Raw genomic sequence first — 25,936 nt, 5'->3', positions numbered from 1 at the left:
CAATGGCGCGCGATTTTACCTGTGTTGCGATGAAAATTGTAGCGTTATCTGACCTCAGGCATAACAGTGTAAAGTCACGCAAAAAACCGTAAAGGGTTCCCGAGAGTGACAGGCGTTTAAGCCGATGATCGGAAAGGAAGAAAACCGCAGTAACCCGCCGTTTTGCAAAAGGATTTCTAATAAATAGCTAAAAATTAATTCGTTAATTTTCTTATCAACGCAGGTGATAACGCCATTTGAAGGTCATATTGTTGGTTGATATTTGCTTGTTTTCATTAATAATGATTCGCTTAACAAGTGCTGAGAGCCTGGCCTTTCAGACAATGACGTGGATAATGTGAGAGCAAAATAATGAAAGAGATCATTAACGGGTTTCTGAGTTTTCAGCAGACTGTCTTTCCTGAAAGAGAGGCGCTGTTCAAAAGTCTGGCCTCAAATCAGAACCCGAAAGCCCTGTTTATCTCTTGCTCAGACAGCCGTCTGGTGCCGGAGCTGGTCACGCAGCAGGAACCCGGGCAGCTATTCGTTATCCGTAATGCGGGCAACATTGTGCCGTCTTTTGGGCCGGAGCCGGGTGGCGTGTCAGCCACCATTGAGTATGCGGTGATGGTGCTGGGCGTTTCTGACATCATCATCTGTGGCCACTCTAACTGCGGTGCGATGAACGCGATTTCGTCCTGTGCCTGCATGGACAGCATGCCAGCCGTCGAGCACTGGCTGCGCTTTGCCGATGCGGCCAAAGCGGTGGTGGAGCAGCGTGACTATGAATCACCCGAGAAAAAGCTCAACGCTATGGTGCAGGAGAACGTGATTGCGCAGCTAAACAACATGAAAACCCATCCTTCGGTGTCGGTAGGGTTACGTCAGGGCAAGCTGCGTCTGCATGGCTGGGTTTACGACATTGAGTCGGGCACCATTCTGGCGCTCACGCCCGGCGGTAAAGAGTTCATCTCGCTGGCGGATAATCCCGAGACCTTTTTCGAGTAAGTTCCGTTTGCCCGCGCCGTTCAGGTCGCGGGCCCCTTACCGCCTGTTTTTTCATCCCGTCTTTATCACGCCCACGCTGTTTAATCTTTTGTAAATCCTCAACATCATGCCGGACAGGCTGACTACGCTTAAACACACTGCCTCTGTCTGGAGAATGCTATGACCCGTGTTTCCACCCTACTGTTACTGAATGGCGCGTTACTCGTTTCCAGCCCGTTATGGGCGGATGATCTGACGGTGAAGGTGCTTCAGGATAAGCTGGACCATCCCTGGTCGGTGGCCTTTTTACCGGATAGCCAGACGTTACTCATCACTGAACGCGCCGGCCAGTTGCGTAGCTGGCGACCTGATACCGGTTTATCTGAGCCGATTAAGGGCGTGCCCGCGGTGTGGGCGCAGCGACAGAGCGGCCTGCTGGATGTGGTGCTGGCCCCGGATTTTGCCCAGAGCCGTCGGGTGTGGCTCAGCTATACCAAAGCGGACAGCGACGGCAAGGCGGGGGCCGTCGTGGGTTATGGCACACTCAGCGACGATCATCGCCAGCTGACCGATTTTCATGAAGTCATCAGCCAAACGCCCCGGCTCTCAAGCGGCAACAATATTGGAACCCGGCTGGCCTTTGACCGTCAGGGGTTTGTGTGGATTGCCTTCGGGGATAATTTTGTCAGCAGCGCCGCCCAGGATCTCGACAAGCTGCAGGGAAAACTGCTGCGCCTGAACGGCGACGGTAGCGTTCCCAGGGATAATCCTTTCGTGGGCAGGCAGGGTGCCCGGCCTGAAATCTGGGCCTACGGTTTACGTAACCCACAAGGCCTGGCGCTTAATCCCTGGACACAGGTCATGTGGGAAAGCGAGCACGGCCCACGCGGTGGCGATGAGGTCAACGTGATCGAAAAAGGGAAAAATTATGGTTGGCCGCTGGCGACCTACGGCATTGATTACAACGGCAGCAAGGTTCCTGAATCGAAAGGCACGCACGTGGCGGGCACGGAACAGCCGGTATTTTACTGGAAAGTTTCACCAGCGCTAAGCGGCATGGCCTTTTATAACAGTGCCCGTTTCCCCCAATGGAAAAATTCACTCTTTATCGGGGCGCTGAAAGAGAAGCAACTGATTCGACTGCGTGTCAACGGTGAAAAAGTCGTTGAGGCGCAACGCCTGCTGGGTGAGCGAAACGAACGTATTCGCGATGTTCGCCAGGGGCCGGATGGGTATCTGTATGTGTTGACGGATGAAGCTAACGGCAAGCTCCTGAAGGTAGGGCTGGCGCAGGACGCCAGCGCCTCCCGCGGTTAACTTAACGCGCCCAGTGGTAAACCGGCCAGCCGCGTTTTTCGGCTTCCTGGCGTAACGGTTCCGCAGGGTTAATCACGTGAGCATAATCGGCCTGCACCAGCATCGGCAGGTCGTTCAGAGAATCACTGTAAGCCCAGGTATGTGAGTAGTGTTCATCCGGCCGCTGGGCTTTCCATTCTTCCACCCGCGTCACTTTGCCCTGCTGAAAGGTCATCGTTCCGTAGGTGTTGCCGCTGTAGCGCTCATCCACCACTTCCACACCGATGGCGAGGGCACCGCAGGCCCCTAACTGGCGGGCAATCGGCGTCACCAGATGTTCACCGCTGGCGGAGATAACAATGATTCTGTCGCCACGTGACTGATGCCATTTGAGACGTTCCCGGGCTTCAGGATAGACGCGCGGCATAATGTCGCGATGAATAAAGCGGCGGATCCAGCCCTCAACCGTCAGGGTCGCCATGCCGCTTAACGGGGACAGCGTTTTATGCATATAGTCTTCAATGGACAGCGTCCCGGCGTAATACTGACGCATAAGCGCCTGCTCTTCCTCAATCAGCTCACTGGACGCAAAGCCTTGTGAAACCAGCCAGCGCAGCCACAGGCCGGTGCTGTCTTCACTAATCAGCGTTTCATCCAGATCAAACAGTGCCAGGTCCATACGGGTTCTCCTCGAGTGAATAGCGTCAGGTTAACCCAGTTTTGTGACGGCCTTAACTTTCTGATGAAAATTTCGGAATTTAACGCATTTTTATGGACGACACTGTTGCCGGAAAATGGCACGCGCGCGGCGGTCATGCCAGGGTTAATCTACTAAAATCTATAAAACTTTACGATTAAGCGGTTTTTTTCAGTCACGCCAGCGGGTAGCGTTCTGACAGAGGGTTTCACGCCTTTGACTTTCCGTTTTAACAAGGACAATCCGGTCAAGCTCATGACAAAAACTAGCTTCTCATCTCACCTGCGGCGCGTCGCTGCCACCTCTTTGCTACTGATTGCACCGATGACTGTATTGGCAGTACAGGCACCGGATGCTCCTCAAATTGATGCCAAAGCCTGGATCTTAATCGACTATGCCAGCGGCAAGGTCCTGACCGAGTCCAATGCGGACCAGCGGCTTGATCCAGCCAGCCTGACCAAAATGATGACCAGCTATGTGGTTGGGCAGGCAATTAAAGCCGGCAAAATTAAGCCAGATGACATGGTGACCGTAGGACAGGATGCCTGGGCGACCGGCAACCCCAAACTGCGCGGATCGTCGCTGATGTTTCTTAAACCGGGCGATCGTATTCCGGTGCATGAGCTGAATAAAGGCATTGTGATCCAGTCAGGCAATGATGCCTGTATCGCGCTGGCCGACTATGTGGCAGGCAGTCAGGACGCGTTTATCGGGCTGATGAATAACTACGTTAAAGCGCTGGGGCTGACCAATACACATTTCATGACGGTACACGGTCTGGATGCGGAAGGGCAGTACAGTACCGCACGGGATATGGCGCTGCTTGGTCAGGCGTTGATCCGCGACGTGCCGGAAGAGTACGCACTGAATAAAGAGAAAGAGTTCACCTTCAATCATATTCGCCAGATGAACCGCAACCGTCTGCTCTGGAGCACCAACCTTCACGTTGACGGCATCAAGACGGGCCATACGTCAGGCGCAGGTAATAATCTGGTCGCCTCGGCAACCGAGGGCGATATGCGACTGATTTCGGTGGTGCTGGGCACCGCCAGCGATGCCATTCGCTTCCGTGAAAGCGAAAAGCTACTGACCTGGGGTTTCCGCTTCTTTGAAACGGTTACGCCAGTAAAAGCGGATGCCCCGTTCGCCCAGCAGCGCGTCTGGTTTGGTGATCAGAGTCAGGTCAGTCTGGGCGTGGCGAAAGATGCCGCGCTGACCATTCCAAAAGGTCAGATGAAAAACCTGAAAGCCAGCTATACGCTGTCATCGCCCCAGTTAGAAGCGCCGCTGAAAAAGAATCAGGTCGTCGGCACCATTAATTTCCAGCTGGATGGCAAAACCATTGAACAGCGGCCACTGGTCGTGCTGCAGGATGTGCAGGAGGGCGGCTTCTTCAGCCGGATGATCGATTTTGTGATGATGAAGTTCAACGGCTGGTTCGGGAAGTGGTTCAGCTAACAATCAGGGACGCGATGGCGTCCCTTTTTTACGGCAGGCGGCCCGTTCGGCCCTGAAATCCACGTACGTTTGCGCCGACATCAGCAAAAGATTAACTCTGCGTCCAGCCTTTACGAATCGGTAGCGCAAACAGCAGTCGGTAAGCGGGGTTAAGAACATTCAACAGGCGTTCACCATAAAGCTGCCAGGCAAGATGCGACGCCAGACAACCCAGCATACCTACCAGCAAGCCGCCCAGCATATCCATTGGCCAGTGCACGCCCAAATAAATACGTGACCAGGCGATTGCGGTACCTACGACCATCAGGATGACGCCTGACCAGAGGCGGTGCCAGAAGAGAAAGGCCAGCGCAAAAGTAAAAATGGTGGTGCCATGATCGCTCGGATACGAGTCGTCAGGTGCGTGATGAAGAAACTGATAACCGAAACCAATGGCGAAAGGCCGCGGATGCGGTAACAGTTGACCAACGCACCAGGATATCGCCAGTGCGTAAAGCAGCGCGATGCCGGTTTTCAGCACCAGCACACGCTGTGACGCAACCTGATCGCGCGGGCCCCATAACCACAACGCCACAATCAAAAGTGGCACGATGGCAATGACGTCTCTGGCAATAAACGTGGCAAGCTGCAGTAACCAGTGAGGTGAGTCGGGCGTCGCGTTAATCGCCGTGAACAGGGTACGGTTTAATTCTTCCATTACGTGAACGGTTCCTCGTTTTACTGATGTTCAGATTTTCTCGATCCAAAAAAAGCCTGACAAGCAGGTCAAACCGGATGGAGTCTGTCGCATCTGCCAGCACACATTGCTAACAAATTAAGTCAGCTATCCTGAATCCAGATGCCCGGCGAGTCCATCACAAGGTTCTTAATCTGCACAGAGGTTGCAACGCGGTTTAACTTTTATGACTTTTTTGTGTTAAATAGGACGGGAGAAAAGCAGGCATAAAAAAACCCGCCGGGAAAAAGACCAGCGGGCTCCACAATTTGGGGATTTCAAAGAAAAGCAGTGGCACTTATTCAGACTGTGATCAAAATAAAAAGTTCTGGACGTCAGTAAAAAATTTTATAAGGGCAATAACGGCCAGATAATGACGATTAGCGTGCCGGCCAGCGTCAGCAGGACGTTGGCAATAGCATAGGTGCCGGCATAGCCTAAAGCCGGAATATTGCTGCGCGCGGTATCACTGATAATTTCCATGGCTGGCGCGCAGGTGCGGGCACCCATAATCGCCCCAAACAGCAGTGCCCGGTTCATGCGCAGTATATAGGCACCAAACAGGTAGCAAATCACCACCGGCAGCAGGCTGACCAGCAGGCCGCACAACAGCATCAGCGCCCCGTTACTGGAAATACCGTGATCGATTCCACTGCCTGCACTCAGGCCAACCCCTGCCATAAACACCATCAGACCAAACTCTTTGACCATCGTCAGCGCACCCTGCGGAATATAGCCAAAGGTAGGATGGTTAGCCCGCAGGAAGCCCAGCATGATACCGGCAAATAACAGCCCGGCCGCGTTACCGATGCCAAAACTGAAGTTGCTGAACTGGAACGTGATCAGTCCTGTCATCAGGCCGATGATAAAAAAGGCGCAGAAAGCCAGTAAGTCGGTCATCTGGCTGTGAATAGCAATAAAGCCGATGCGATCGGCGACGCTTTTCACCCGGCGGGCTTCCCCGCTGACCTGCAACACATCGCCTTTGTTCAGCATAATATTGTCGTCGATAGGCATTTCTATCTGACTGCGAATGACGCGGTTTAAAAAGCAGCCGTGATCGGTCAGGTTAAGTTTGCTCAGCCGCTTGTTCACGGCATTGTGATTTTTAACCACAATCTCCTCGGTCACGATTCGCATGTCGAGCAAATCGCGATCAAAGACTTCTTTCCCGTTGCGGAAACTGGGATCCAGGCGCGCGTGCGCATCCGGGTAGCCCACCAGCGAAATGTCATCGCCCAGCTGGAGCACAGCATCGCCATCGGGGCTGGCGAGAATACCGTTGCGTCGGATACGTTCGATATAGCAGCCCGTCTGGCGATAGATGCCCAGCTCGCGCAGATTTTTACCGCCGCTCCATTCCACCAGCTCCGGGCCCACGCGATAGGCGCGGATAACGGGCAGAAAAACCTTACGCTGACTGTCGGCATCAAGACCGCGCTCACGCGCAATCTGTTGAGCACAGGTGGACAGATCCTGATGCTGCAGACGCGGCAGGTAACGTGCACCGAAAATCAGGCTGACCAGCCCCACCAGATAGGTAACCGCATAGCCCAGACTGAGTTGATCCTGCATGATGCCTAACTGCCTGGGGTCGCTAATGCTCTGACGCAGCGTATCGCCCGCGCCCACCAGGACTGGCGTCGACGTCATCGAACCCGCCAGAACACCGGCGGTGAGACCGATGTCCCAGCCGAAAAGCTTGCCAAAGCCCAGCGCCAGCAGCAGAGCACTGGCGACCATGACAATGGCCAGCATGAAATAATTTTTCCCGTCCCGAAAGAAAATAGAGAAAAAGTTAGGGCCGGCTTCAATGCCGACACAAAAAATAAACAGCATAAAGCCCAGGCTCAGGGCATCGGTATTCATCGAGAAGTGTTGCTGGCCTAATAATAACGAAACGACTAATACGCCAATGGAATTTCCGAGCTGGACGGAGCCAAAACGTAATTTTCCTAAGCAAAGTCCCAACGCCAGTACGAAAAATAATAACAAAATGTCATTACTTCTTAACAATTCTGCGATGTTAACATTCAACATTTTAACTTCTTGTTTACGTGTAACGTATTGAAGAGTGGTCTGTTTTTCGCTATCTTGTCCAGACCGTAAGCGTGCCGTTACGTCATCCATAATGACTGCGCGGATAACGCGGGTAATATTCTAATCAGAAAATACTTTCTCAGCCATTGGCGACTTTCATTCGTACACAAAACGACTGTTTATTTTTATTTCCACCAGGCTCATCAAGGTCAAAAGCGATGTTTTGGCGTGTTTTAAATGAGTGGGGAGTTATGCCGCAGCGTTATTATTTTTGGGCGACCTGTCTGTCAGGAGGTCTGCTTTATTGTCTGGTGTTTATTTTTGCCCAGGATTTTTGTGCCCTGGATAAACATGCGTTGCACAGTCAGCCTGCATTGTTGCTTTTTTTACTGCCGGGTGGATTGATGGCGTTTATGCAGCACTCGGCACCGCTGAAAAGTACGTTGATCATGGCCTCTGTTGGCACCTTGCTGGCGGCGCTGTTGCTGCACGGTATTTTCGCTGTGCCGGCACGCTGGGACTATATTATGGTCTGGAGCCTGAGCGGGATGTTCTGGGCAGGATGCGGCGCATTAATCGTCAGACTGATGAAGCTGATTGTGGCAATCAGACAGTAAGGCCGGAACGGCCTGCATCAGAGACCCGGCACTCTGCGAACGGTATCTGATACAGGCAACGAAGAACTCACCCGTGAGGTCAGCGCGCTGACCGGGTGAGCGAAATCAGGCCACGAAGCCCAGATTCTCTTTAGTCCATGCGGCAAACTCGGTATAACCACCAATATGCTGCTCATCCAGGAAAATTTGCGGCACGGTGCTGACCGGTTTCCCGGCACTGGCCTCTAAATCCGCTTTAGTAATGCCTTCCGCCTGAATATCTACGTATTGATAGTTGAAATCATCACGCTCAGCTTGCAGTTTATCAGCCAGTTCTTTTGCGCGAACGCAGTACGGGCAGCCGGGACGACCAAAAATAACAGCAATCATCGAAAACTCCTTGCAAGGGACGTCGTGTGAGTGACACGGAATCACGTCAGAAAAGCCGCTTATGATGCCCGCTCGTTGCGCTTAAAGAAAGCAGGAATTACCTGTTAGTCTAATGCCCGTCCCCGATGAATCCGTCGCACGTCGGCAGAGCGGAACAATCCCGACACCTCTGATGTGCAAATTTGCGGATGTTAACCATAATTGGGGGGCGATTGGCCTTGAGGCAGGAGAAACGCATGCAAAACGTCGCTAAATTGCCGAAAGCACTGCTGGTGATGGAAGCGCTGGGTGGGTTACTGATTGCCAGTGCATTGCTGGTTGTGAATCACTGGTTCCCTGGCCTGCCGGGCCGCCTGGCTACACCCGGGCTGGCTACCGCGCTGTTTATCATCGGCATTCTGCTAATGTTGCCTGCCGCCTGGCTCCTGATGTGGCGCAGTGCGAAAGCGCTTGCGCCGCAGTTGTTCAACCTTTCCGACAAAAAAAGATAAATCAGCTGGAGACTTTATGACACCGACAATCGATTTACTGTGCAGCCACCGTTCAATTCGCGCGTTCACTGACCAGCCGGTAAGCGCTGAACAGCGCGAAGCGATTATTGCTGCGGCGCAATCGGCGTCCACGTCCAGCTTTTTGCAGTGCTCATCTATCATCCGTATCACCGATCCGGCCATGCGTGAGCAGCTGGTGACATTAACAGGCGGACAGACATGGGTAGGGGAAGCCGCTGAGTTTTGGGTATTTTGTGCTGACTTTAATCGTCATCTGCAAATTTGTCCTGATGCGCAGCTGGGCCGCGCAGAACAACTGCTGCTGGGCTGTGTCGATACGGCGCTGATGGCGCAAAATGCCATGGTTGCAGCAGAGTCGCTGGGGCTGGGCGGCGTATTTATTGGTGGCATCCGTAACAATATCGCTCAGGTAACAGAACTGCTGGGGCTGCCAAAATTTGTCCTGCCGCTGTTTGGTTTTTGTCTGGGCTATCCCGAATCGGTGCCGGATGTGAAGCCGCGTATTCCCCAGGCCATGTTAGTGCATGAAAATCGCTATCAACCAGTGGATCCGGCCGTGCTGGCTGATTACGATAACCGGACGGCGATCTATTACGAACAACGCGACAGCAACCAGCGCAGCGAAACCTGGAGTCAGTTGATTCAGCGCCTGATTATTAAAGAAACGCGCCCGTTTATGCTGGACTACCTGCATCAGCAGGGCTGGGCAACACGCTAATACAACCCAAGGATTTTAATTGATGAAAATGGCTATTCTGTCGCGCGATGGATCGCTCTATTCCTGCCGCCGTTTACGTGAAGTCGCCGAACAGCGTGGTCATTTTGTACAAATCATTGATCCTCTTTCCTGCTACATGAACATCAATTCTGCCTCGCCCGGTATCCATTACCGTGGCGAGTTGCTGGGTTACTTCGATGCCGTGATTCCCCGTATCGGTACCGGAATCACCTTCTATGGCACGGCGGTGCTGCGCCAGTTTGAGATGTGCGGCAGCTATCCACTCAATGAGTCCGCTGCGGTCACGCGTGCCCGGGACAAACTGCGTTCCCTGCAACTGCTCGCCCGTGATGGCATCGACATGCCGGTGACCGGGTTCGCCTCGTCGCCCGATGATACACAGGACCTGATCGCCATGGTGGGCGGTGCGCCGCTGGTGGTAAAGCTCGTCGAGGGCACGCAGGGCATCGGCGTGGTTCTGGCGGAAACCCGCCAGGCGGCTGAAAGTGTCATCGATGCGTTTCGTGGACTGAATGCGCATATTTTGGTGCAGGAGTTTATTCAGGAAGCGCGCGGATGCGATGTACGCTGTCTGGTGATTGGCGACCGGGTCGTGGCGGCCATTGAGCGTCAGGCAAAAGAGGGCGATTTTCGTTCGAATTTGCACCGGGGCGGCAAAGCCCGCATCGTTGACATCAGTGAGCAGGAACGTCTGATGGCCGTTAAAGCGGCGGCGGTGTTGGGGCTGGATGTCGCGGGTGTAGATATTCTGCGTTCAAATCGCGGTCCACTGGTGATGGAAGTGAATGCCTCGCCCGGTCTGGAAGGTATTGAAACTACAAGTGGTCTTAACATTGCAGGTATGATGATCGATCATATTGAGCGGTACGCTACCCCCGGGCACCGTCCTAAAACCGCAGGTTGACCCGCGCTTTTCAGTGGTTTTCGTGGAAACTCACCACATTTTTCCGTAAGCTAAGTCGCTTATTTATCACCCCATGGGATTTTACAATGGATTCTCTTGTCGTTCCGGATATCGACCTGCTGCGTCGTTGGCTGGATCAGCAAAATATCACTTGGTTTGAATGTGATGCTTGTCAGGCGCTGCATTTGCCGCATATGCAAAACTTCGACGGGGTGTTTGACGCTAAAATCGACCTGGTAGACAACGTCATTCTGTTTTCAGCACTGGCGGAAGTGAAGCCGACGGCGTTAATTCCGCTGGTGGGTGACCTGTCGCAAATTAACGCCAGTTCGTTAACGGTGAAAGCGTTTATCGATATTCAGGATGACAATCTGCCGAAGCTGATTGTGTGCCAGTCGATGATGATCACAGCCGGATTAACCTTCGGCCAGTTTTCGCATTTCATGAAGCAGAGCGAAGAAGAAATTTCCATGGTCATCATGGAAGCCTTCGCCAACAACCTGCTGATGATGGGTGAAGATGAAGAGCATGTTGCCACCAGCAGCATGCATTCCGTTCTTCACTGATCCGCACCGCCGTGATTAAGCCGTCTGCCAGGACGGCTTTTTTATGCCTGTCACGCTGCCTGTCCCTGGCACAGGCTTTCCTGCTGCACGCGTCATAAGCGTTTTTTCCCTTCAGCGTCAAATATTCTCAATGTTATCAATTGTGAAGGAGGTAGATTATTTTGTAACCGTAATGTTTTATTCTGCATTAAGCCCTTAATTGCCAGATTTATGACGTTCTTTATGCCGTAAAAGCCGAACCTCATAGCTTAAACATGCATAAAATATTACGTTCAGGCGTTTTTTACGCTGAGGTATGGTTAACCCCGAACGGGGCGGCTATGCTTGCGGTGCGGCACTAACCGCAGGAATACCGTGCTGGTATAGGTTTTTACTATTAAACGTCCACTGAATAATGATTCATTGTGTCACTGATTTTTAAATCATAAAAACGCAATGTCGGATCACTGATGTGCAGCGTTGTTATAACCCGCTCAGGAGGATTAAAAACATGTTCAACCAACGTAAAAAATGGTTGTCAGGTGTGGTTGCTGGGGTGCTGATGGCTGCTTCAGCCAGTACCATGGCGGAAGATAAAACGCTGCACGTTTATAACTGGTCGGATTATATTTCGCCCGATACCGTGCCGAACTTTGAAAAGCAGACCGGCATTAAAGTGGTTTATGACGTGTTTGATTCCAACGAAGTGCTTGAAGGCAAACTGATGGCCGGCAGCACCGGCTACGATGTGGTGGTGCCTTCGTCCAGCTTCCTGGCGCGTCAGCTGCAGTCTGGCGTGTTCCAGCCGCTGGATAAAAGCAAACTGCCCAACTATAAAAATCTTGATCCGGCGTTGATGGAGAAGGTTGCCCAGCACGATCCGGGTAATAAATATGCCATTCCGTATTTGTGGGGCACCACCGGCATTGGCTACAACGTTGAAAAAGTCAAAGCCGCACTGGGTGCAGATGCGCCGGTCAACAGCTGGGATCTGGTGCTGAAACCTGAGAACCTGGAAAAACTGAAAAGCTGTGGCGTCTCGTTCCTGGATGCACCTGAAGAAATTTTCGCGACCGTGCTGAACTACCTCGGCAAAGATCCGAACAGCAGCGATCCTAAGGATTATTCCGGTGCCGCGACCGATCTGCTGCTGAAGCTGCGTCCAAATATTCGTTACTTCCACTCGTCGCAATACATTAACGATCTGGCCAACGGCAACACCTGTGTGGCGATCGGCTGGTCCGGCGATATTCTTCAGGCAAAAAATCGCGCGGAAAAAGCGAAGAACGGCGTCAATATCGGCTACAGCGTACCGAAAGAGGGCGCGCTTGCGTTCTTCGATATGATGGCGATTCCTAAAGATGCCAAAGATGTGGATGCGGCTTACACCTGGCTGAACTACATCATGGACCCGAAAGTCATCGCTGATATCTCCAACAAAATGAATTATGCCAACGGCAATAAAGCGTCTCTGCCGCTGATTAATGCCGATATCCGCAACAATCCGGGCATTTACCCTACGCCGGATGCCATGGCCAAATTGTTTGTACTGAAGGTACAGGATCCGAAACTGGATCGTGTGCGCACGCGTGCATGGACTAAGGTTAAAAGCGGTAAGTAACGAAACGGCATGTCCTGCTACAGCAACAGAGGCGCAGTCCCGGCCTCTGTTGTGCCATTTTTAGCGGCACTGTTTGCCGCGTTGTTCCGCCTGGCTCCGGAGAGATATGAGTGAACGATGCCATCCCACGCCCGCAGACTAAAACGGCAAAAGCGTTAACGCCGTTACTGGAAATTCGTAATCTGACAAAATCCTTTGACGGCCAGCATGCCGTGGACGATGTCAGCCTGACTATTTATAAAGGCGAAATTTTTGCCCTGCTCGGCGCATCCGGCTGTGGTAAATCGACCTTACTCCGCATGCTGGCAGGCTTTGAACAGCCCACCAGCGGGCAGATTGTGCTGGATGGACACGATCTGTCGCATGTCGCGCCCTATCAGCGTCCTATTAATATGATGTTTCAGAGTTACGCGCTGTTTCCCCACATGACGGTGGAGCAGAACATTGCGTTCGGGCTGAAACAGGACAAGCTGGCTAAAGGCGAAATTACCAGCCGTGTCGAAGAAATGTTATCGCTGGTACATATGCAGGAGTTTGCTAAGCGCAAACCCCATCAACTTTCGGGCGGTCAGCGTCAGCGCGTGGCGCTGGCGCGCAGCTTGGCAAAACGGCCAAAACTGCTGCTGCTGGATGAGCCAATGGGCGCGCTCGATAAAAAGCTGCGCGATCGGATGCAGCTGGAAGTGGTGGATATCCTGGAACGGGTGGGGGCAACCTGCGTGATGGTGACGCATGATCAGGAAGAAGCCATGACGATGGCGGGGCGCATCGCTATCATGAACCGGGGCAAATTTGTGCAGATCGGCGAGCCGGAGGAAATTTATGAGCATCCGACCAGCCGCTACAGCGCGGAATTTATCGGTTCGGTCAATGTGTTTGAAGGTCTGCTGCGTGAGCGTCAGGCAGATGGCCTGGTGATTGACAGCCCGGGCCTGAAACATCCGCTTAAAGTCGATTCGGACGTGTCGGTGGTCGATAACGTGCCGGTACATGTTGCGCTGCGCCCGGAAAAAGTGATGCTGTGCGAAACGGTGCCGGCGGATGGCTGTAACTTTGCCGTCGGTGAAGTGGTCCATATTGCCTACCTGGGCGATCTGTCCATTTATCACGTGCGCCTGCACAGCGGTCAGATGCTGAGCGCCCAGTTGCAAAATGAACATCGCTACCGCAAAGGGCTACCGACATGGGGCGATGAAGTCCGCCTGTGCTGGGACAGCGACAGCTGCGTGGTGTTGACGGTTTAAGGAGGCGGGATGAGCCAGATTTTTCAACGCACTAAAGCCCCTGCCAAACTGCTGGGCACGCCGCTGCAGCGCTGGGCAACGCGCGTCAAAATGCAGCACGGGCGCAAGCTGGTCATTGCCTTACCTTACATATGGCTGACGCTGTTCTTTCTGCTGCCTTTCCTGATCGTACTTAAGATCAGTTTTGCCGACATTGCGCGCGCCATTCCGCCCTATACCGAACTGGTTAACTGGGCTGACGATCAGCTGAGCCTGGTGCTCAATCTGGGCAACTACGTCACGCTCAGCGACGATCCGCTCTACATTGACGCCTATCTGCAGTCATTAAAAGTGGCCGCTATCTCGACGGTGATTTGCCTGCTGATAGGTTATCCGCTGGCGTGGGCGGTCGCGCACAGTAAGCCTTCAATGCGATCCATCCTGCTGCTGCTGGTGATTCTGCCCTCATGGACATCGTTTCTGGTGCGGGTTTATGCGTGGATGGGGCTGCTGAACAATAACGGTATTCTTAATCGTTTCCTGCTGTGGCTGGGGGTGATCGATCATCCGCTGATCATCCTGTATACCAACACGGCGGTGTACATTGGCATCGTCTACTGCTATCTGCCGTTTATGGTGCTGCCGATCTATACCGCGCTGACGCGCATTGATTATTCGCTGGTGGAAGCCTCGCTGGACCTGGGCGCGCGTCCGCTGAAAACCTTCTTTAGCGTGATTGTGCCGCTGACCAAAGGCGGCATCATTGCCGGATCCATGCTGGTGTTTATTCCGGCGGTCGGCGAGTACGTGATCCCTGAGCTGCTGGGCGGCCCGGACAGTATCATGATTGGCCGCATTCTGTGGCAGGAGTTCTTTAACAACCGTGACTGGCCGGTGGCGTCGGCACTGGCGGTGATCATCTTACTGATTTTGATTTTGCCGATTATCTGGTTCCACAAACACCAAAACCGCGAAATGGGAGAGAAGGGATGAACAATCTGCCAACGATCCGCTCTCCCTGGCGCACAGTCATCCTGGCCTGCTGCTTTTTATTTCTCTACGCGCCGATGCTGCTGCTGGTGGTTTACTCCTTCAACAGCTCGCAGCTGGTGACGGTGTGGGAAGGTTTCTCCTTCCACTGGTATCAGGTGTTGTTCCAGGACGATGCCATGATCGATGCGGTGGTGCTGAGCCTGACCATCGCCGCGCTTTCTGCCACTATGGCGGTGGTGCTGGGCACGATGGCGGCGGTAATTATCGTGCGCTTTGGGCGTTTTCGTGGGCATAACGGCTTTGCCTTTATGCTGACCGCACCGCTGGTGATGCCGGATGTGATTACCGGTCTGTCGCTGTTACTGCTCTTTGTGGGGCTCGGTAATGCGCTGGGCTGGCCAAGCGAACGCGGCACGCTGACCATCTGGCTGGCGCACGTGACCTTCTGTACAGCCTACGTGGCGGTGGTGATTAACTCGCGCCTGCGTGAGCTGGACCGTTCCATTGAAGAGGCGGCGATGGATCTGGGCGCGACGCCGTTGAAGGTGTTTTTCGTGATTACGGTGCCGATGATTGCACCCGCTATCGTCACCGGCTGGCTGCTGGCCTTTACCTTATCGCTGGACGATCTGGTGATTGCCAGCTTTGTCACCGGGCCGGGCGCGACAACGTTGCCGATGGCGATTTTTGCCACGGTGCGTCGTGGGGTCAATCCGGAGATTAACGCCCTGGCGTCACTCATCCTGTTTGTCGTGGGCATTGTCGGTTTTATCGCCTGGCGCGTGATGGCGCATGAAGAAAAACAGCGTTTAAGCGATATTCAGAAAGCTAAACGTGGCTGAAATGCCTGACGTTTGCCAATATAGATAAAGGCTGGTTTATCCAGCCTTTTTATCGCGTGGCGGAGTCGAGGACATGTCGGAAACCCTGAAGCACAGTTCTGTTTTACCGGATGCGCCGGTGCCCGTTACGGTGGCCGGCATCGCCATTATTGCCACGCGCTGCCTCAGCGTGCTGATGCTGGTGAACGCGCTGGGCTATACCGAAATCATCAACTTTCTCCATCGCAGTGCGCAGTCCTGGGATTCCACGTTGATTTTCATTGCCAGTCAGATCATTTTTTTATTTGAGCTGCGCTGTGCCTTTACCCTGATGCGCGGGAGCAATCGCGGGCGCTGGGGATTTGTCGTGGTGCAGATTGTGGTGTTGTGCTACATGCTGATGGCCTCCACGGGCGGGATCTATCCGGAAATTTTCAGTATTGACGGCGAAAGTAATCTGCAGATCATTCACCACACCTTGCAGCAAAAACTGCCCGACCTGGCGGTATTCCTGCTGTTGTTTCTGCCCGCCAGTAGCCGCGCATTTTTTCGTAAGCGGTGATACAATCGCGCTCCGCTCACCCTCCCGACAGGCAATACAGGCTTTACCATGCAATGCGCGCTCTATGACGTTAACCGCTGCCGCTCATGCCAGTGGCTCGAAAAACCCTATTCACAGCAGCTTGATGAAAAACAGTCTCTGCTGGCCCAACTGCTGGCTGATGTTCCGGTTGCAACCTGGCTGCCGCCGGTCGCCTCGGCCCAGGAAGGGTTTCGTAATAAAGCGAAGATGGTGGTCAGTGGAAGTGTAGAGCGGCCTGTTTTTGGCATCGTGCAGCGCAACGGCGAGGCCGTCGATCTGTCGGACTGTCCGCTTTACCCTGACCGTTTTTCACCAGTGCTGGCAACCTTAAAACCGTTTATCGCGCGCGCGGGGTTAACGCCATACAACATTGAACGCCAGCGCGGTGAGCTGAAGTATCTGCTGCTGACGGAAAGCACGCAGGGCGGCATGATGCTGCGCTTTGTTCTGCGCTCGCACACGAAGCTGGCACAACTGCGAGCTGCGCTGCCCTGGCTTCAGCAACAGCTGCCGCAACTGACGGTGATCTCCGCCAATATCCAGCCGGTTCATATGGCCATTCTGGAAGGGGAGGAGGAGATTCCGTTAACGCCGACCCAGTCGCTGGCAGAAACGTTCAATGGGGTGCCCTTGTGGATCCGCCCTCAGAGTTTTTTCCAGACCAATCCTCAGGTCGCCAGTACGCTGTATGCCACGGCGCGCGACTGGGTCCGTGCGCTCCCGGTAACCAGCATGTGGGATCTGTTCTGCGGGGTGGGCGGATTTGGCCTGCATTGCGCGTCGCCGTCCCTGCAGCTTACCGGGATTGAAATCAGCGCCGAAGCGATTCGCTGTGCAGAACGCTCTGCCGATATGCTGGGCCTGGATAATGTCGGTTTTGCCGCGCTGGATTCCACCGCGTTTGCATTGGGACGCGAAGCGGTGCCGCAGCTGGTGCTGGTCAATCCACCGCGTCGGGGGATTGGCCGTGAGTTGTGTGAGTATCTCCGTGCGATGGCACCGGATTATGTACTTTATTCAAGCTGTAATGCACAGACCATGGCGCAGGATATCGCCCGGCTCAGTGACTACAGGGTAACGCAGGTCCAGCTGTTTGATATGTTCCCGCACACCGCGCATTATGAGGTGCTGACGCTGTTGACGCATCAACGTCAGGGCGGGCCAGCCAGGTAAGCTGCTGAACTGAGGACAGTGCAGAACCGGTCAGCAGAGCACGCGGCTGGCCCATAAACCTTATTCAGGAAACCATTGCTGGTTGATTTTCTGCCAGGTGCCGCTGGCTTTAAGTGCCGCCAGTGCCTGGTTAAGTTTCTCACGCAGGCCGTCGTTACCTTTGCGTACCGCAATGCCTAAGCCGGTCCCAAAATAATCGGCGTCCGTCACATGCTCACCCACACTGGCCAGATCGCTGTTGGTTTTTAACCACTGATTGACCACCGCGCTGTCGCCAAACACGCCGTCAAGACGGCCACTTTTCATATCCAGAATGGCATTCTGATAGCTGTCATAAGCCACCACCTTGATGTCCGGATGTTTGTCCTGCAGGTATTTCTGATGTGTGGTGCCGTTTTCGACGCCTACACGTTTACCGTTCAGATCACTTATCGCGCTGAATGTGCCTTTCGGGGCAATCACAATCGCCGAGTTGGCATAATAAGGCTGGGTGAAATCGACCTGTTTGCTGCGCTCGGCCGTGATGTCCATGCCGGCAATGACGGCATCATATCGGCGAAACTTCAGCGAGGGGATCAGGCTGTCAAATGCCGTATTGGTAAACGAGCATTCCGCTTTCATCTGCTGGCAAAGGGCCTTTGCCAGATCAATATCAAAGCCGACAATCTGGTTGTCGCTGTTCAGCGATTCAAAAGGGGGATAGGTAGCAGAGGTGGCGAAACGAATTTTCTCAGCGGCCTGCGCGCTTACCGCCAGGCTTACCAGTACTGCAGCAATCATCCATTTTTTCATTACAGGCTCCCTGGCCATCAGTGACATAACATACAGGGGAGTAAGATGCCAGATAATGAATTTTTATGCAATAAATGTGACTGAAAATTACTCAGGCAGGTTTCCCTGCCTGAAGATCAGTCGCGACGCTCGAAGGCCAGAGCGCGTTTTTCGATCAGGCGCATCAGAAGGGTAAGCAGGCCGTTAACGCACAGGTAAATCAGTCCCGCAGCCGCATAAACCGTGACATCGTAGGTCCGGCCATACAGTAACTGACCGTGTCCCATGACTTCCATCAGCGTAATCGTAAACGCCAGCGAGGTGCCCTTAAAGACCAACACGACTTCATTGGAGTAAGAGGAGAGTGCACGCTTAAATGCATAAGGCAGCAAAATGCGCAGGCTTTGTCTGGGCGTCATGCCCAGCGCCTCGCAGGACTGCCACTGACCGGCAGGTATTGCCCGCACCGCACCGTAAAACAGCTGCGTGGTATAGGCAGCACTGTTCAGCGACAACGCCAGCATGGCACACAACCAGGGTTGTGACAGCAGATGCCACAGCCACGGCAGTTTTTGCAGGCTGGGAAACTGACCGGGCCCGTAGTAGATCAGGAAAATCTGCACCAGCAGCGGGGTGCCGGTAAACAGGGTGATAAATCCTTTAATCAGGGGCGAAAACAGCGGTGTTTTCAGGGTCAGTGCGATGGTAAACATCAGCGACAGACACAGCGCGACCACCAGCGACGCCGCAGTCAGTGTCAGGCTGGTATGAAGCCCTTTCAACAGTTCGGGTAAATATTGCAGCATCAGCTGTTCCCCCGTTCAAAACGGGTCGTACGGTGTTCAATACGACGCAGCACTGCCTGGCTAAACAGCGTAATCACCAGGTAAATGGCCGCCGCAATCAGGAACCAGGTAAAGGGTTCCTGCGTACGCGTAGCGATGCTTTTGGTTTGCAACATCAGGTCGTTAACGCTGATAAGCGACACCAGCGCAGTGTCCTTCAGCAAGACCAGCCACTGGTTACCCAGACCGGGCAGCGCATGACGCCACATCTGCGGCATGATGAGGCGGAAAAAGATCGCCGACCTCCTCATGCCCAGCGCCTGGCCCGATTCCCATTGACCGACCGGCACGGCTTTTAACGCACCGCGCAGCGTTTGTGACGCATAGGCGGCGTAAAGCATAGCCAGTGCAATCACGCCGCACAGGAACGGGCTGACATCAAAATTTTCGATCTGCATCTTAACCGGTACGCTGAACAGACCGAAATGTAGCGTAAAACCGTCAGACAGCGTCAAAAGCAGTTGCGAGGCACCAAAGTAGATAAACAGCACCACCAGAATCTCTGGCAGGCCGCGAATCAGGGTGACCAGTGCGGTGCCTGCCCAGGCGAGCGGACGCAGCCGCATTGACTCCCAGCCAGCAAAAATCATCGCCAGCACAAGGCCAGCGATGAGGGCACAAACAGCAAGGCCGACGGTCATGCCGGCGGCGCTTGCAAGCGGAATTATTTCATTCATCAGAGATTACTGCTGAAACCATTTGTTGTAGATGGTTTTGTAAGTACCATTGGCCTTGATTTTATCAAGCGCGGTGTTGAACTTGCTTTGCAGCTCGGTATTGCCCTGACGAACGGCGATGCCCAGGCCGGTGCCAAAGTAGGCTTTATCCGTGACTTTCTCACCCACCGGGGCCAGATTCGCGTTTTGTTTCAGCCACTCGTTTACCACGGCGCTGTCGCCAAAGACCGCATCGATACGGCCATTTTTCAGGTCAAGCACGGCATTCTGATAGCTGTCATAAGGGACAACGGTGATGTCGCTGTGTTTGTCGGCCAGGTATTTCTGATGTGTAGTGCCGTTTTGCACGCCTACACGTTTACCTTTCAGCGCGTCAACACTGGCCACTTTGCCTTTCTGCGCCACGAAAATTGCAGAGTTATCGTAGTAAGGCTTGCTGAACAGCACCTGCTTTTCGCGCTCAGGCGTAATGTCCATACCGGCCATAACGGCATCGAAACGGCGGAATTTCAGGCTTGGGATCAGGCTGTCAAAAGACTGGTTGGTAAAGGTACAGGTTGCATCCATCTCTTTACACAGCGCATTCGCCAGATCGACGTCGAAGCCCTGAATTTTGTTGTTGGCATCGACAAATTCAAACGGAGGATAGGAGGCCTCGGTGGCAATACGAATAGTTTCAGCGGCGGAGGCGCTTAAACTCAATCCGGCAAGCAGTGCAGCAAGTACGACTTTTTTCATTTTTAGCATCCTGACTTAGTGCGAAAGATAATGTGCAAACGCCTCGGTTTGCGGCTGTGTAAAGCGGCTGGCATCACCCTGTTCCACGATATGCCCGTTTTCCATATAAACCACACGGCTGGCCGTTTTACGGGCCACGTCCACTTCGTGCGTCACGATAACCTGTGTAATCTGCGTCTGAGCCAGTTCGCGGATAATACTGACGATCTGGGCGGTGATTTCAGGGTCGAGCGCGGCAGTGGGTTCATCAAATAACAGCACCTGCGGCTCCATCATCAGCGCACGGGCAATGGCTACGCGTTGCTGTTGCCCGCCAGAAAGGTGCAGGGGGAAACGGTCGCTATAGCTGGTCAGGCGCAGACGATCGAGGAGCTTGTCGGCTCTGGCGCGTGCGTCGGCCTTGCTCAGGCCCAGTACACGGCAGGGGGCTTCCATCAGGTTTTGCAGCACCGTCAGGTGCGGCCAGAGATTATATTGCTGGAAGACCATTCCGACATTTTGACGAAGCTCGCGTATCGCGGCCTCTGAAGGGGTTTTGCTGAAGTCGAAATCATTACCTGCAATGTGCAACTGGCCTGAGCGTGGGCGCTCAAGCAGATTCAGCACGCGCAACAGCGAACTTTTTCCTGCGCCGCTTGGGCCAAGCAGCACCAGCGTTTCGCCCTGCGGACATTCCAGGTTAATGTCAAACAGCGCCTGGTGAGCACCGTAGAAACAATTAATCGCGTTTAGTTGAATACTCATGCGCCAATTTTGAATAGCTATTAGTTTTGCGGATTTTAACGTCACCAAAATAGTTATGCAATTAAGGTGGCTTAAAATTTACGAATAAGCGGTAAACACACAAAAGATTAGCACAAGATATCGCGAGACAAGGCGGTGAGAAGACGGGGAACCGGAGGTGGCACGGGATAAAAACGCACGGCCTGGCAGCCGGCGTTTTTATCTGCTGATGTCAAAAAGCGTTTATTTCTTTGTTTTTTCAAGCAGCTGGCTAAGCGATCCTCCGCCAGGATGCGGGACATCTGCCACATAGCGGACATCATCGACGACCCAGCAACTGCCCTGATGAATCATCAGCACTTCGTCCTGCCACTGTTTGTCACCGCGGCTCATTTTCACGCGCAGGGGAATGTTACGGGCATCCCGGTTAGGAATCGTGGAAGCATCGGCAACGTCAACCCCGGTTGGCCCCTGAGCCAGGCTGGAGAAGAGATCGCCGTTGCGCCACGTCGCCGCATCCGGACGTTGGCTGGCTTGCAGCAGCGCCTGATAAAGCCCATCGCTCAGGTAAGGGCGATACTGTGCCAGCGTCGCGGTATCAGGCAGGCCGGATGAAGGATGCTCAATACGCATGTCGTAAAAACGCTGGGCGACGGTGTCCGGGCCACCTTCCACGCAGGGGGCCATGCGCGGGCCATTATCCTTAATTACCGGCTCGACCGTCGTACAGGCACTCAGCAGCAGCGCAGCCGGGAGCAAAAGCGCAAAACCTTTGTTTCTCATCTCGATTTCCTTATTGTTCTCTGGCAAGGTGCTTTTTTAACATAGAGTATAGCCCTGCTTTTAGGTGAAAGAGCCTTTGACCCGTTTCGGTAACAGGAGAGTACGATGAAATTGTCAACAACCCCGACGCTGGAAGGACACAGCATCACGGAATACTGCGGCGTAGTCACCGGTGAAGCGATTCTGGGGGCCAATATATTCCGCGATTTTTTCGCCGGGATTCGCGATATTGTGGGCGGCCGCTCGGGCGCTTATGAGAAAGAACTGCGTAAAGCGCGCGAGATCGCGTTTAAAGAGCTGGAAGAGCAGGCCAGAGCGCTAGGGGCGAACGCGGTGGTGGGCATTGATATTGACTATGAAACCGTAGGGAAAGACAGCAGCATGCTGATGGTTAGCGTCAGCGGCACGGCGGTTGTTATTCGTTGAAACGCCTCCTGTGCTGTCTGATGGCGCTGCTGCTGGCGGGTTGCCACTCAGGCATTGAATCACGATCGGGCTACTGGGTTGATTTGCGCCATCCCGCACAGGGCGCGCGTCCGCGCGTGAAGGTGGTGGTGATTCACTATACCGCTGAGGATTTCTCCTCCTCGCTGGCTACGCTGACTGACCGTGACGTCAGCGTGCATTATCTTATTCCCCGCCAGCCACCGCAGCGCAACGGTAAAGGCATTATCTGGCAACTGGTACCGGAGCAGGATCTGGCCTGGCATGCCGGCGCCAGCTTCTGGCGCGGCGCAACCCGTATTAACGACACCTCGGTGGGCATCGAACTGGTGAACAACGGCTATCGCCGGACGCCGGCCGGAGTGACGTGGCAACCGTTTCCCCCTGCGCAGATTCGCACCCTGGCGGCGCTGGTACGCGATATAACGCAGCGCTATGGCATCGCACCGGAAAATATTGTGGGCCACAGCGATATCGCGCCGCAGCGTAAGCAGGATCCCGGCCCGCTGTTTCCCTGGCAGCAACTGGCCGCTGAAGGCATTGGCGCGTGGCCCGATCCACAACGCGTGGCGTTTTATCTGGCCGGACGCGATCGTTACGCCGCTGTGCCAGCCGTAACCCTGCTGGAGTGCTTGCAGCGTTATGGTTATCAGGTAACGGAAGGAATGAGCGCGGACGAGCAACAGAAACTGATTGCCGCCTTTCAGATGCATTTTCGTTCTGCAAATATTCAGGGCTTCGCGGATGCCGAAACCCTGGCGATAGCGCAGGCCCTGCTGGAGAAATACGGCACAGCGCAATAATCCCTCGATCACGGCTCTGTGGCGAGGTCAGCGGCCTGCGTAAGGCGAGGCGGGCAGGTTCACCGCATCCGTTGCCGCATCAGGACGGTGCTGTGCCAGGAAGGCCCGCCAGTGACCGAGCACCGTTTCAAGCGCGGGACGCTCAGCATCCAGATGGGTCACAATCCGTGTTACCGGGCCCACACTCATCAGGACGTTGTGCGCATGCATCCACTGGCCCAGCGCCGTAACCTGATCGTCCGGGATGCGCACGAACAGCATATTCGTCTGCTGCTCAGCGACGTCAATCCCCATCTTTTGCAGTTCCTGTCCCAGCCAGGCGGCGTTGTCGTGGTCCGTTTGCAAACGCGTAACGTTGTGTTGCAGCGCATACAGGCCCGCCGCCGCCAGAATACCGGCCTGGCGCATGCCTCCGCCGGCCATTTTGCGCCAGCGGCGTGCACGTTCGATATAGGCTGCCTCGCCGCAAAGTAGCGAGCCTACCGGCGCGCCCAGGCCCTTCGACAGACAAATGGTCAAGGTATCGCAATAGCGGGCAATGTTTTCCAGCGTGGTTTGCTGTGCGACGACCGCATTGAAAATGCGAGCGCCGTCGATATGCAGCGCCAGTTTATGTGCTCGGGTAAAATGCCAGGCCTGCTCCAGGTAGGCAGCGGGTAACACTTTACCATGATGGGTATTTTCCAGGCTCAGCAGCCGGGTGCGGGCAAAATGGATGTCGTCGGGTTTAATAACGTCTGCCACGACATCCAGCGGCAAACTGCCGTCTGCTGCTGCGAGAATGGGTTGGGGCTGGATACTGCCCATCACCGCCGCGCCGCCGGCTTCATATTTATAATTGTGCGCCTGCTGGCCCACAATATACTCTTCGCCGCGTTCGCAGTGGCTGAGCAGGGCCACCAGGTTCGCCTGCGTGCCGGTAGGGAAAAACAGCGCTGCCGCTTTACCACTCAGACGTGCGGCTTCGGCTTCCAGTGCATTGACGGTGGGATCATCGCGATAGACGTCATCGCCGGTTTCAGCGGCCATCATCGCCTGTAACATCGCGCTGCCGGGACGGGTGACGGTATCACTGCGTAAATCGATCATCGGGCGCTCCTGGTCTGCGGAAAACAGGCGGGCAGAGAACCCGCCCGCAAGAGCACTCTGTTTTACCGTAGCCAGTTGGTTTTTGCCAGCTCCAGCACTTCGTCACCCCGCCCATTGATGATGGCACGGAGCATATAGAGGCTGAATCCTTTGGCCTGTTCCAGCTTGATCTCCGGCGGCATAGCCAGCTCTTCCTTCGCGGTGATCACATCCACCAGCACCGGGCCGTCATGGGCAAAGGCCTGTTCCAGTGCGCCATTGAGTTCTGACGCTTTTTCAACCCGAATACCTTTCACGCCGCAGGCCCCGGCAATGGCCGCAAAGTCAGGATTATGCAGATCCGTCCCGTCAGTCAGGTAGCCGCCCGCTTTCATTTCCATGGCGACAAACCCCAGCGAACTGTTGTTAAAAATGACCAGTTTGACAGGCAATTTCAGCTGTGCGACGGTCAGAAAATCACCCATCAGCATGCTGAATCCACCATCGCCACAGAGCGCCACGACCTGACGGTCCCGGTTAAGCGACTGTGCACCCATCGCCTGTGGCATGGCGTTCGCCATCGAACCGTGATTAAACGATCCGAGCAGGCGACGTTTGCCGTTCATCTTCAGATAACGCGCCGCCCACACGGTCGGCGTGCCCACATCGCAGGTAAAAATAGCATCTTCGTCAGCCAGTTCACTGATTTGCTGAGTCAGATACTGCGGGTGAATGGGCTGCCTGTCGTTCGCGGTGGCCAGCGCATCCAAATCCTTACGCGCTTCCGCGTAGTGTTTCAGCGCACTGTCGAGATGATGCTGATCGGTTTTCACCTGCAGCTTCGGCAGCAACGCGCGCAGCGTCGTTTTGACATCACCGACGTACGCCTGGTCGACATGACAGTGCGATCCCAGACTGCCGGGATTAATATCGATTTGAATGATGTTGGCTTTCTCAGGATAGAAGGCGCGATAGGGGAACTGAGTACCTAACAGCACCAGCGTATCCGCATTCATCATGGCATGATAACCCGAGGAGAAACCGATTAGCCCGGTCATGCCCACATCGTACGGGTTGTCATATTCGATATGCTCTTTGCCGCGCAACGCATGCACAACAGGGGCTTTCAGCGTTGCCGCCAGTTGCACCACTTCCTCATGCGCACCGGCACAGCCGCTGCCGCACATCAGCGTAATATTGCGGGCGTCATTCAGTGTTTGTGTCAGGGTCGCCAGTTCATCGGCAGACGGCAACACGACGGGTAGCTGCGGTGGATACCACTCTGCACGCGCAGCATCGGGAGCGGGTTGCAGCGCCACATCGCCCGGCAGCACCACCACGGAAACCCCACGGTTCAGAATCGCTTTGCGCATGGCAATGCCCAATACCTGGGGCAACTGCTCGGGATTGGAGACCAGTTCGCAATAGTGACTGCACTCGCGAAACAACTCTTGTGGATGCGTTTCCTGGAAGTAACCGCTGCCGATCTCACTGGAGGGGATGTGGGCGGCAATGGCCAGTACCGGAACGCGATTGCGGTGGCAGTCGAACAGCCCGTTAATCAGATGCAGGTTACCTGGCCCACAGGAACCCGCGCAGACCGCAAGCGTGCCACTGGCATGCGCTTCCGCACCCGCAGCAAAAGCTGCCACTTCTTCATGGCGGGTAGGCATCCACTCAATGGTGCCCATTTTGTTCAGACTGTCAGTGAGTCCGTTTAACGAGTCACCTGTGACGCCCCAAATACGTTTTACACCGGCGTTTTCCAGCGTTTTGGCCACCAGCGCCGCGACGGTTTGTTTCATCTTCATC

Annotated in this window: 27 protein-coding genes and 1 pseudogene; 16 read left to right on the top strand and 12 right to left on the bottom strand. The window is 54.4% G+C overall.

Annotated features, from left to right (window positions below):
- Window positions 1-351 precede the first annotated feature (351 nt).
- Together C7433_RS05175 and C7433_RS05170 are read left to right on the top strand one after the other, a co-directional pair.
- Window positions 352-987 (top strand): carbonic anhydrase, encoded by a 636-nt coding sequence (locus C7433_RS05175; RefSeq protein WP_033737671.1) that lies wholly within the window; start codon window positions 352-354, stop codon window positions 985-987.
- Between the two features lie 159 nt (window positions 988-1,146).
- Window positions 1,147-2,283, top strand: a complete 1,137-nt coding sequence (locus C7433_RS05170; RefSeq protein ID WP_110267738.1) for a PQQ-dependent sugar dehydrogenase — start codon at window positions 1,147-1,149, stop codon at window positions 2,281-2,283.
- A gap of 1 nt (window position 2,284) precedes the next feature.
- Here the strand turns inward: C7433_RS05170 and C7433_RS05165 are convergent, their stop codons facing one another.
- Complete coding sequence (locus C7433_RS05165; RefSeq protein ID WP_039341391.1) at window positions 2,285-2,941, bottom strand: HAD family phosphatase; 657 nt, start codon at window positions 2,939-2,941, stop codon at window positions 2,285-2,287.
- Window positions 2,942-3,214: 273 nt separating this feature from the next.
- Between C7433_RS05165 and C7433_RS05160 the strand changes: the two genes are divergently transcribed.
- Window positions 3,215-4,417: a serine hydrolase gene (locus C7433_RS05160; RefSeq protein WP_110267737.1), complete on the top strand. Its 1,203-nt coding sequence runs from the start codon at window positions 3,215-3,217 to the stop codon at window positions 4,415-4,417.
- A 91-nt stretch (window positions 4,418-4,508) separates the two neighbouring features.
- On the opposite strand, the gene ybjG is transcribed toward C7433_RS05160, so the two are convergent.
- On the bottom strand, window positions 4,509-5,114 hold the full coding sequence (gene ybjG, locus C7433_RS05155) for an undecaprenyl-diphosphate phosphatase (RefSeq protein WP_033737669.1): 606 nt from the start codon (window positions 5,112-5,114) through the stop codon (window positions 4,509-4,511).
- 366 nt (window positions 5,115-5,480) lie between these two features.
- A complete protein-coding gene (locus C7433_RS05150; protein WP_033737775.1) occupies window positions 5,481-7,169 on the bottom strand; it encodes an aspartate:alanine antiporter in 1,689 nt (562 codons plus the stop codon).
- A 254-nt stretch (window positions 7,170-7,423) separates the two neighbouring features.
- Between C7433_RS05150 and ybjM the strand changes: the two genes are divergently transcribed.
- Window positions 7,424-7,789, top strand: a complete 366-nt coding sequence (gene ybjM, locus C7433_RS05145; RefSeq protein ID WP_033737668.1) for an inner membrane protein YbjM — start codon at window positions 7,424-7,426, stop codon at window positions 7,787-7,789.
- A gap of 105 nt (window positions 7,790-7,894) precedes the next feature.
- Here the strand turns inward: ybjM and C7433_RS05140 are convergent, their stop codons facing one another.
- The gene (locus C7433_RS05140) at window positions 7,895-8,158 is read right to left on the bottom strand and encodes a GrxA family glutaredoxin (protein ID WP_033737667.1); all 264 of its coding nucleotides are present in this window, start codon (window positions 8,156-8,158) and stop codon (window positions 7,895-7,897) included.
- A 236-nt stretch (window positions 8,159-8,394) separates the two neighbouring features.
- Between C7433_RS05140 and C7433_RS05135 the strand changes: the two genes are divergently transcribed.
- The 10 genes from C7433_RS05135 to rlmC all read left to right on the top strand — a co-directional run bounded on the left by C7433_RS05135 (window position 8,395) and on the right by rlmC (window position 17,272).
- On the top strand, window positions 8,395-8,649 hold the full coding sequence (locus C7433_RS05135; protein ID WP_054687954.1) for a DUF1418 family protein: 255 nt from the start codon (window positions 8,395-8,397) through the stop codon (window positions 8,647-8,649).
- 16 nt (window positions 8,650-8,665) lie between these two features.
- Window positions 8,666-9,388, top strand: a complete 723-nt coding sequence (gene nfsA / locus C7433_RS05130) for an oxygen-insensitive NADPH nitroreductase (protein ID WP_033737665.1) — start codon at window positions 8,666-8,668, stop codon at window positions 9,386-9,388.
- Window positions 9,389-9,410: 22 nt separating this feature from the next.
- Window positions 9,411-10,313: a 30S ribosomal protein S6--L-glutamate ligase gene (gene rimK / locus C7433_RS05125; RefSeq protein ID WP_110267736.1), complete on the top strand. Its 903-nt coding sequence runs from the start codon at window positions 9,411-9,413 to the stop codon at window positions 10,311-10,313.
- Between the two features lie 86 nt (window positions 10,314-10,399).
- Window positions 10,400-10,879 (top strand): YbjN domain-containing protein, encoded by a 480-nt coding sequence (locus C7433_RS05120; RefSeq protein ID WP_033737663.1) that lies wholly within the window; start codon window positions 10,400-10,402, stop codon window positions 10,877-10,879.
- 490 nt (window positions 10,880-11,369) lie between these two features.
- Entirely contained in the window at window positions 11,370-12,479 is a 1,110-nt protein-coding gene (potF, locus tag C7433_RS05115) for a spermidine/putrescine ABC transporter substrate-binding protein PotF (protein ID WP_110267735.1), read from the top strand.
- 110 nt (window positions 12,480-12,589) lie between these two features.
- Window positions 12,590-13,723, top strand: coding sequence for a putrescine ABC transporter ATP-binding subunit PotG (gene potG, locus C7433_RS05110; RefSeq protein ID WP_033737661.1), 1,134 nt, complete (start codon window positions 12,590-12,592; stop codon window positions 13,721-13,723).
- A gap of 9 nt (window positions 13,724-13,732) precedes the next feature.
- Complete coding sequence (gene potH, locus C7433_RS05105; RefSeq protein WP_039341374.1) at window positions 13,733-14,695, top strand: putrescine ABC transporter permease PotH; 963 nt, start codon at window positions 13,733-13,735, stop codon at window positions 14,693-14,695.
- Window positions 14,692-15,537 (top strand): putrescine ABC transporter permease PotI, encoded by an 846-nt coding sequence (potI, locus tag C7433_RS05100; protein ID WP_039341371.1) that lies wholly within the window; start codon window positions 14,692-14,694, stop codon window positions 15,535-15,537. Before potH ends, potI begins: the two co-directional genes overlap by 4 nt.
- A 73-nt stretch (window positions 15,538-15,610) precedes the next feature.
- Complete coding sequence (locus C7433_RS05095) at window positions 15,611-16,078, top strand: YbjO family protein (RefSeq protein WP_033737659.1); 468 nt, start codon at window positions 15,611-15,613, stop codon at window positions 16,076-16,078.
- 48 nt (window positions 16,079-16,126) lie between these two features.
- Entirely contained in the window at window positions 16,127-17,272 is a 1,146-nt protein-coding gene (gene rlmC, locus C7433_RS05090) for a 23S rRNA (uracil(747)-C(5))-methyltransferase RlmC (protein ID WP_110267734.1), read from the top strand.
- A gap of 60 nt (window positions 17,273-17,332) precedes the next feature.
- On the opposite strand, the gene C7433_RS05085 is transcribed toward rlmC, so the two are convergent.
- The 6 genes from C7433_RS05085 to C7433_RS05060 all read right to left on the bottom strand — a co-directional run bounded on the left by C7433_RS05085 (window position 17,333) and on the right by C7433_RS05060 (window position 21,809).
- Window positions 17,333-18,064, bottom strand: a complete 732-nt coding sequence (locus tag C7433_RS05085; protein WP_110267733.1) for an arginine ABC transporter substrate-binding protein — start codon at window positions 18,062-18,064, stop codon at window positions 17,333-17,335.
- 116 nt (window positions 18,065-18,180) lie between these two features.
- Window positions 18,181-18,849: an arginine ABC transporter permease ArtM gene (artM, locus tag C7433_RS05080; RefSeq protein ID WP_058707612.1), complete on the bottom strand. Its 669-nt coding sequence runs from the start codon at window positions 18,847-18,849 to the stop codon at window positions 18,181-18,183.
- Complete coding sequence (gene artQ, locus C7433_RS05075) at window positions 18,849-19,565, bottom strand: arginine ABC transporter permease ArtQ (RefSeq protein WP_033737656.1); 717 nt, start codon at window positions 19,563-19,565, stop codon at window positions 18,849-18,851. Before artQ ends, artM begins: the two co-directional genes overlap by 1 nt.
- Window positions 19,566-19,571: 6 nt before the next feature.
- A complete protein-coding gene (artJ, locus tag C7433_RS05070; RefSeq protein WP_039341362.1) occupies window positions 19,572-20,303 on the bottom strand; it encodes an arginine ABC transporter substrate-binding protein in 732 nt (243 codons plus the stop codon).
- 15 nt (window positions 20,304-20,318) lie between these two features.
- On the bottom strand, window positions 20,319-21,047 hold the full coding sequence (artP, locus tag C7433_RS05065) for an arginine ABC transporter ATP-binding protein ArtP (RefSeq protein ID WP_110267732.1): 729 nt from the start codon (window positions 21,045-21,047) through the stop codon (window positions 20,319-20,321).
- A gap of 222 nt (window positions 21,048-21,269) precedes the next feature.
- Window positions 21,270-21,809, bottom strand: a complete 540-nt coding sequence (locus tag C7433_RS05060; protein WP_058701036.1) for a lipoprotein — start codon at window positions 21,807-21,809, stop codon at window positions 21,270-21,272.
- Window positions 21,810-21,914: 105 nt separating this feature from the next.
- On the opposite strand from C7433_RS05060, the gene C7433_RS05055 reads away from it, so the two are divergent.
- Entirely contained in the window at window positions 21,915-22,235 is a 321-nt protein-coding gene (locus tag C7433_RS05055) for a heavy metal-binding domain-containing protein (protein WP_039341355.1), read from the top strand.
- A gap of 20 nt (window positions 22,236-22,255) precedes the next feature.
- Window positions 22,256-23,056: an N-acetylmuramoyl-L-alanine amidase gene (locus C7433_RS05050; RefSeq protein WP_172912617.1), complete on the top strand. Its 801-nt coding sequence runs from the start codon at window positions 22,256-22,258 to the stop codon at window positions 23,054-23,056.
- A 90-nt stretch (window positions 23,057-23,146) separates the two neighbouring features.
- On the opposite strand, the pseudogene ltaE reads toward C7433_RS05050, so the two are convergent.
- A pseudogene (ltaE, locus tag C7433_RS05045) lies at window positions 23,147-24,145 on the bottom strand (low-specificity L-threonine aldolase); the annotation flags it as partial.
- Between the two features lie 62 nt (window positions 24,146-24,207).
- On the bottom strand, window positions 24,208-25,929 hold the full coding sequence (gene poxB, locus C7433_RS05040; RefSeq protein WP_110267730.1) for a ubiquinone-dependent pyruvate dehydrogenase: 1,722 nt from the start codon (window positions 25,927-25,929) through the stop codon (window positions 24,208-24,210).
- Window positions 25,930-25,936 lie beyond the last annotated feature (7 nt).

Origin of the sequence: Pantoea sp. PNA 03-3 (genome assembly GCF_003201175.1) — a bacterium.
Lineage (GTDB): Bacteria > Pseudomonadota > Gammaproteobacteria > Enterobacterales > Enterobacteriaceae > Pantoea > Pantoea stewartii.
The sequence above is the reverse complement of the archived record's forward strand: the minus strand, read 5'-3'. Positions and strand labels throughout refer to the sequence as shown.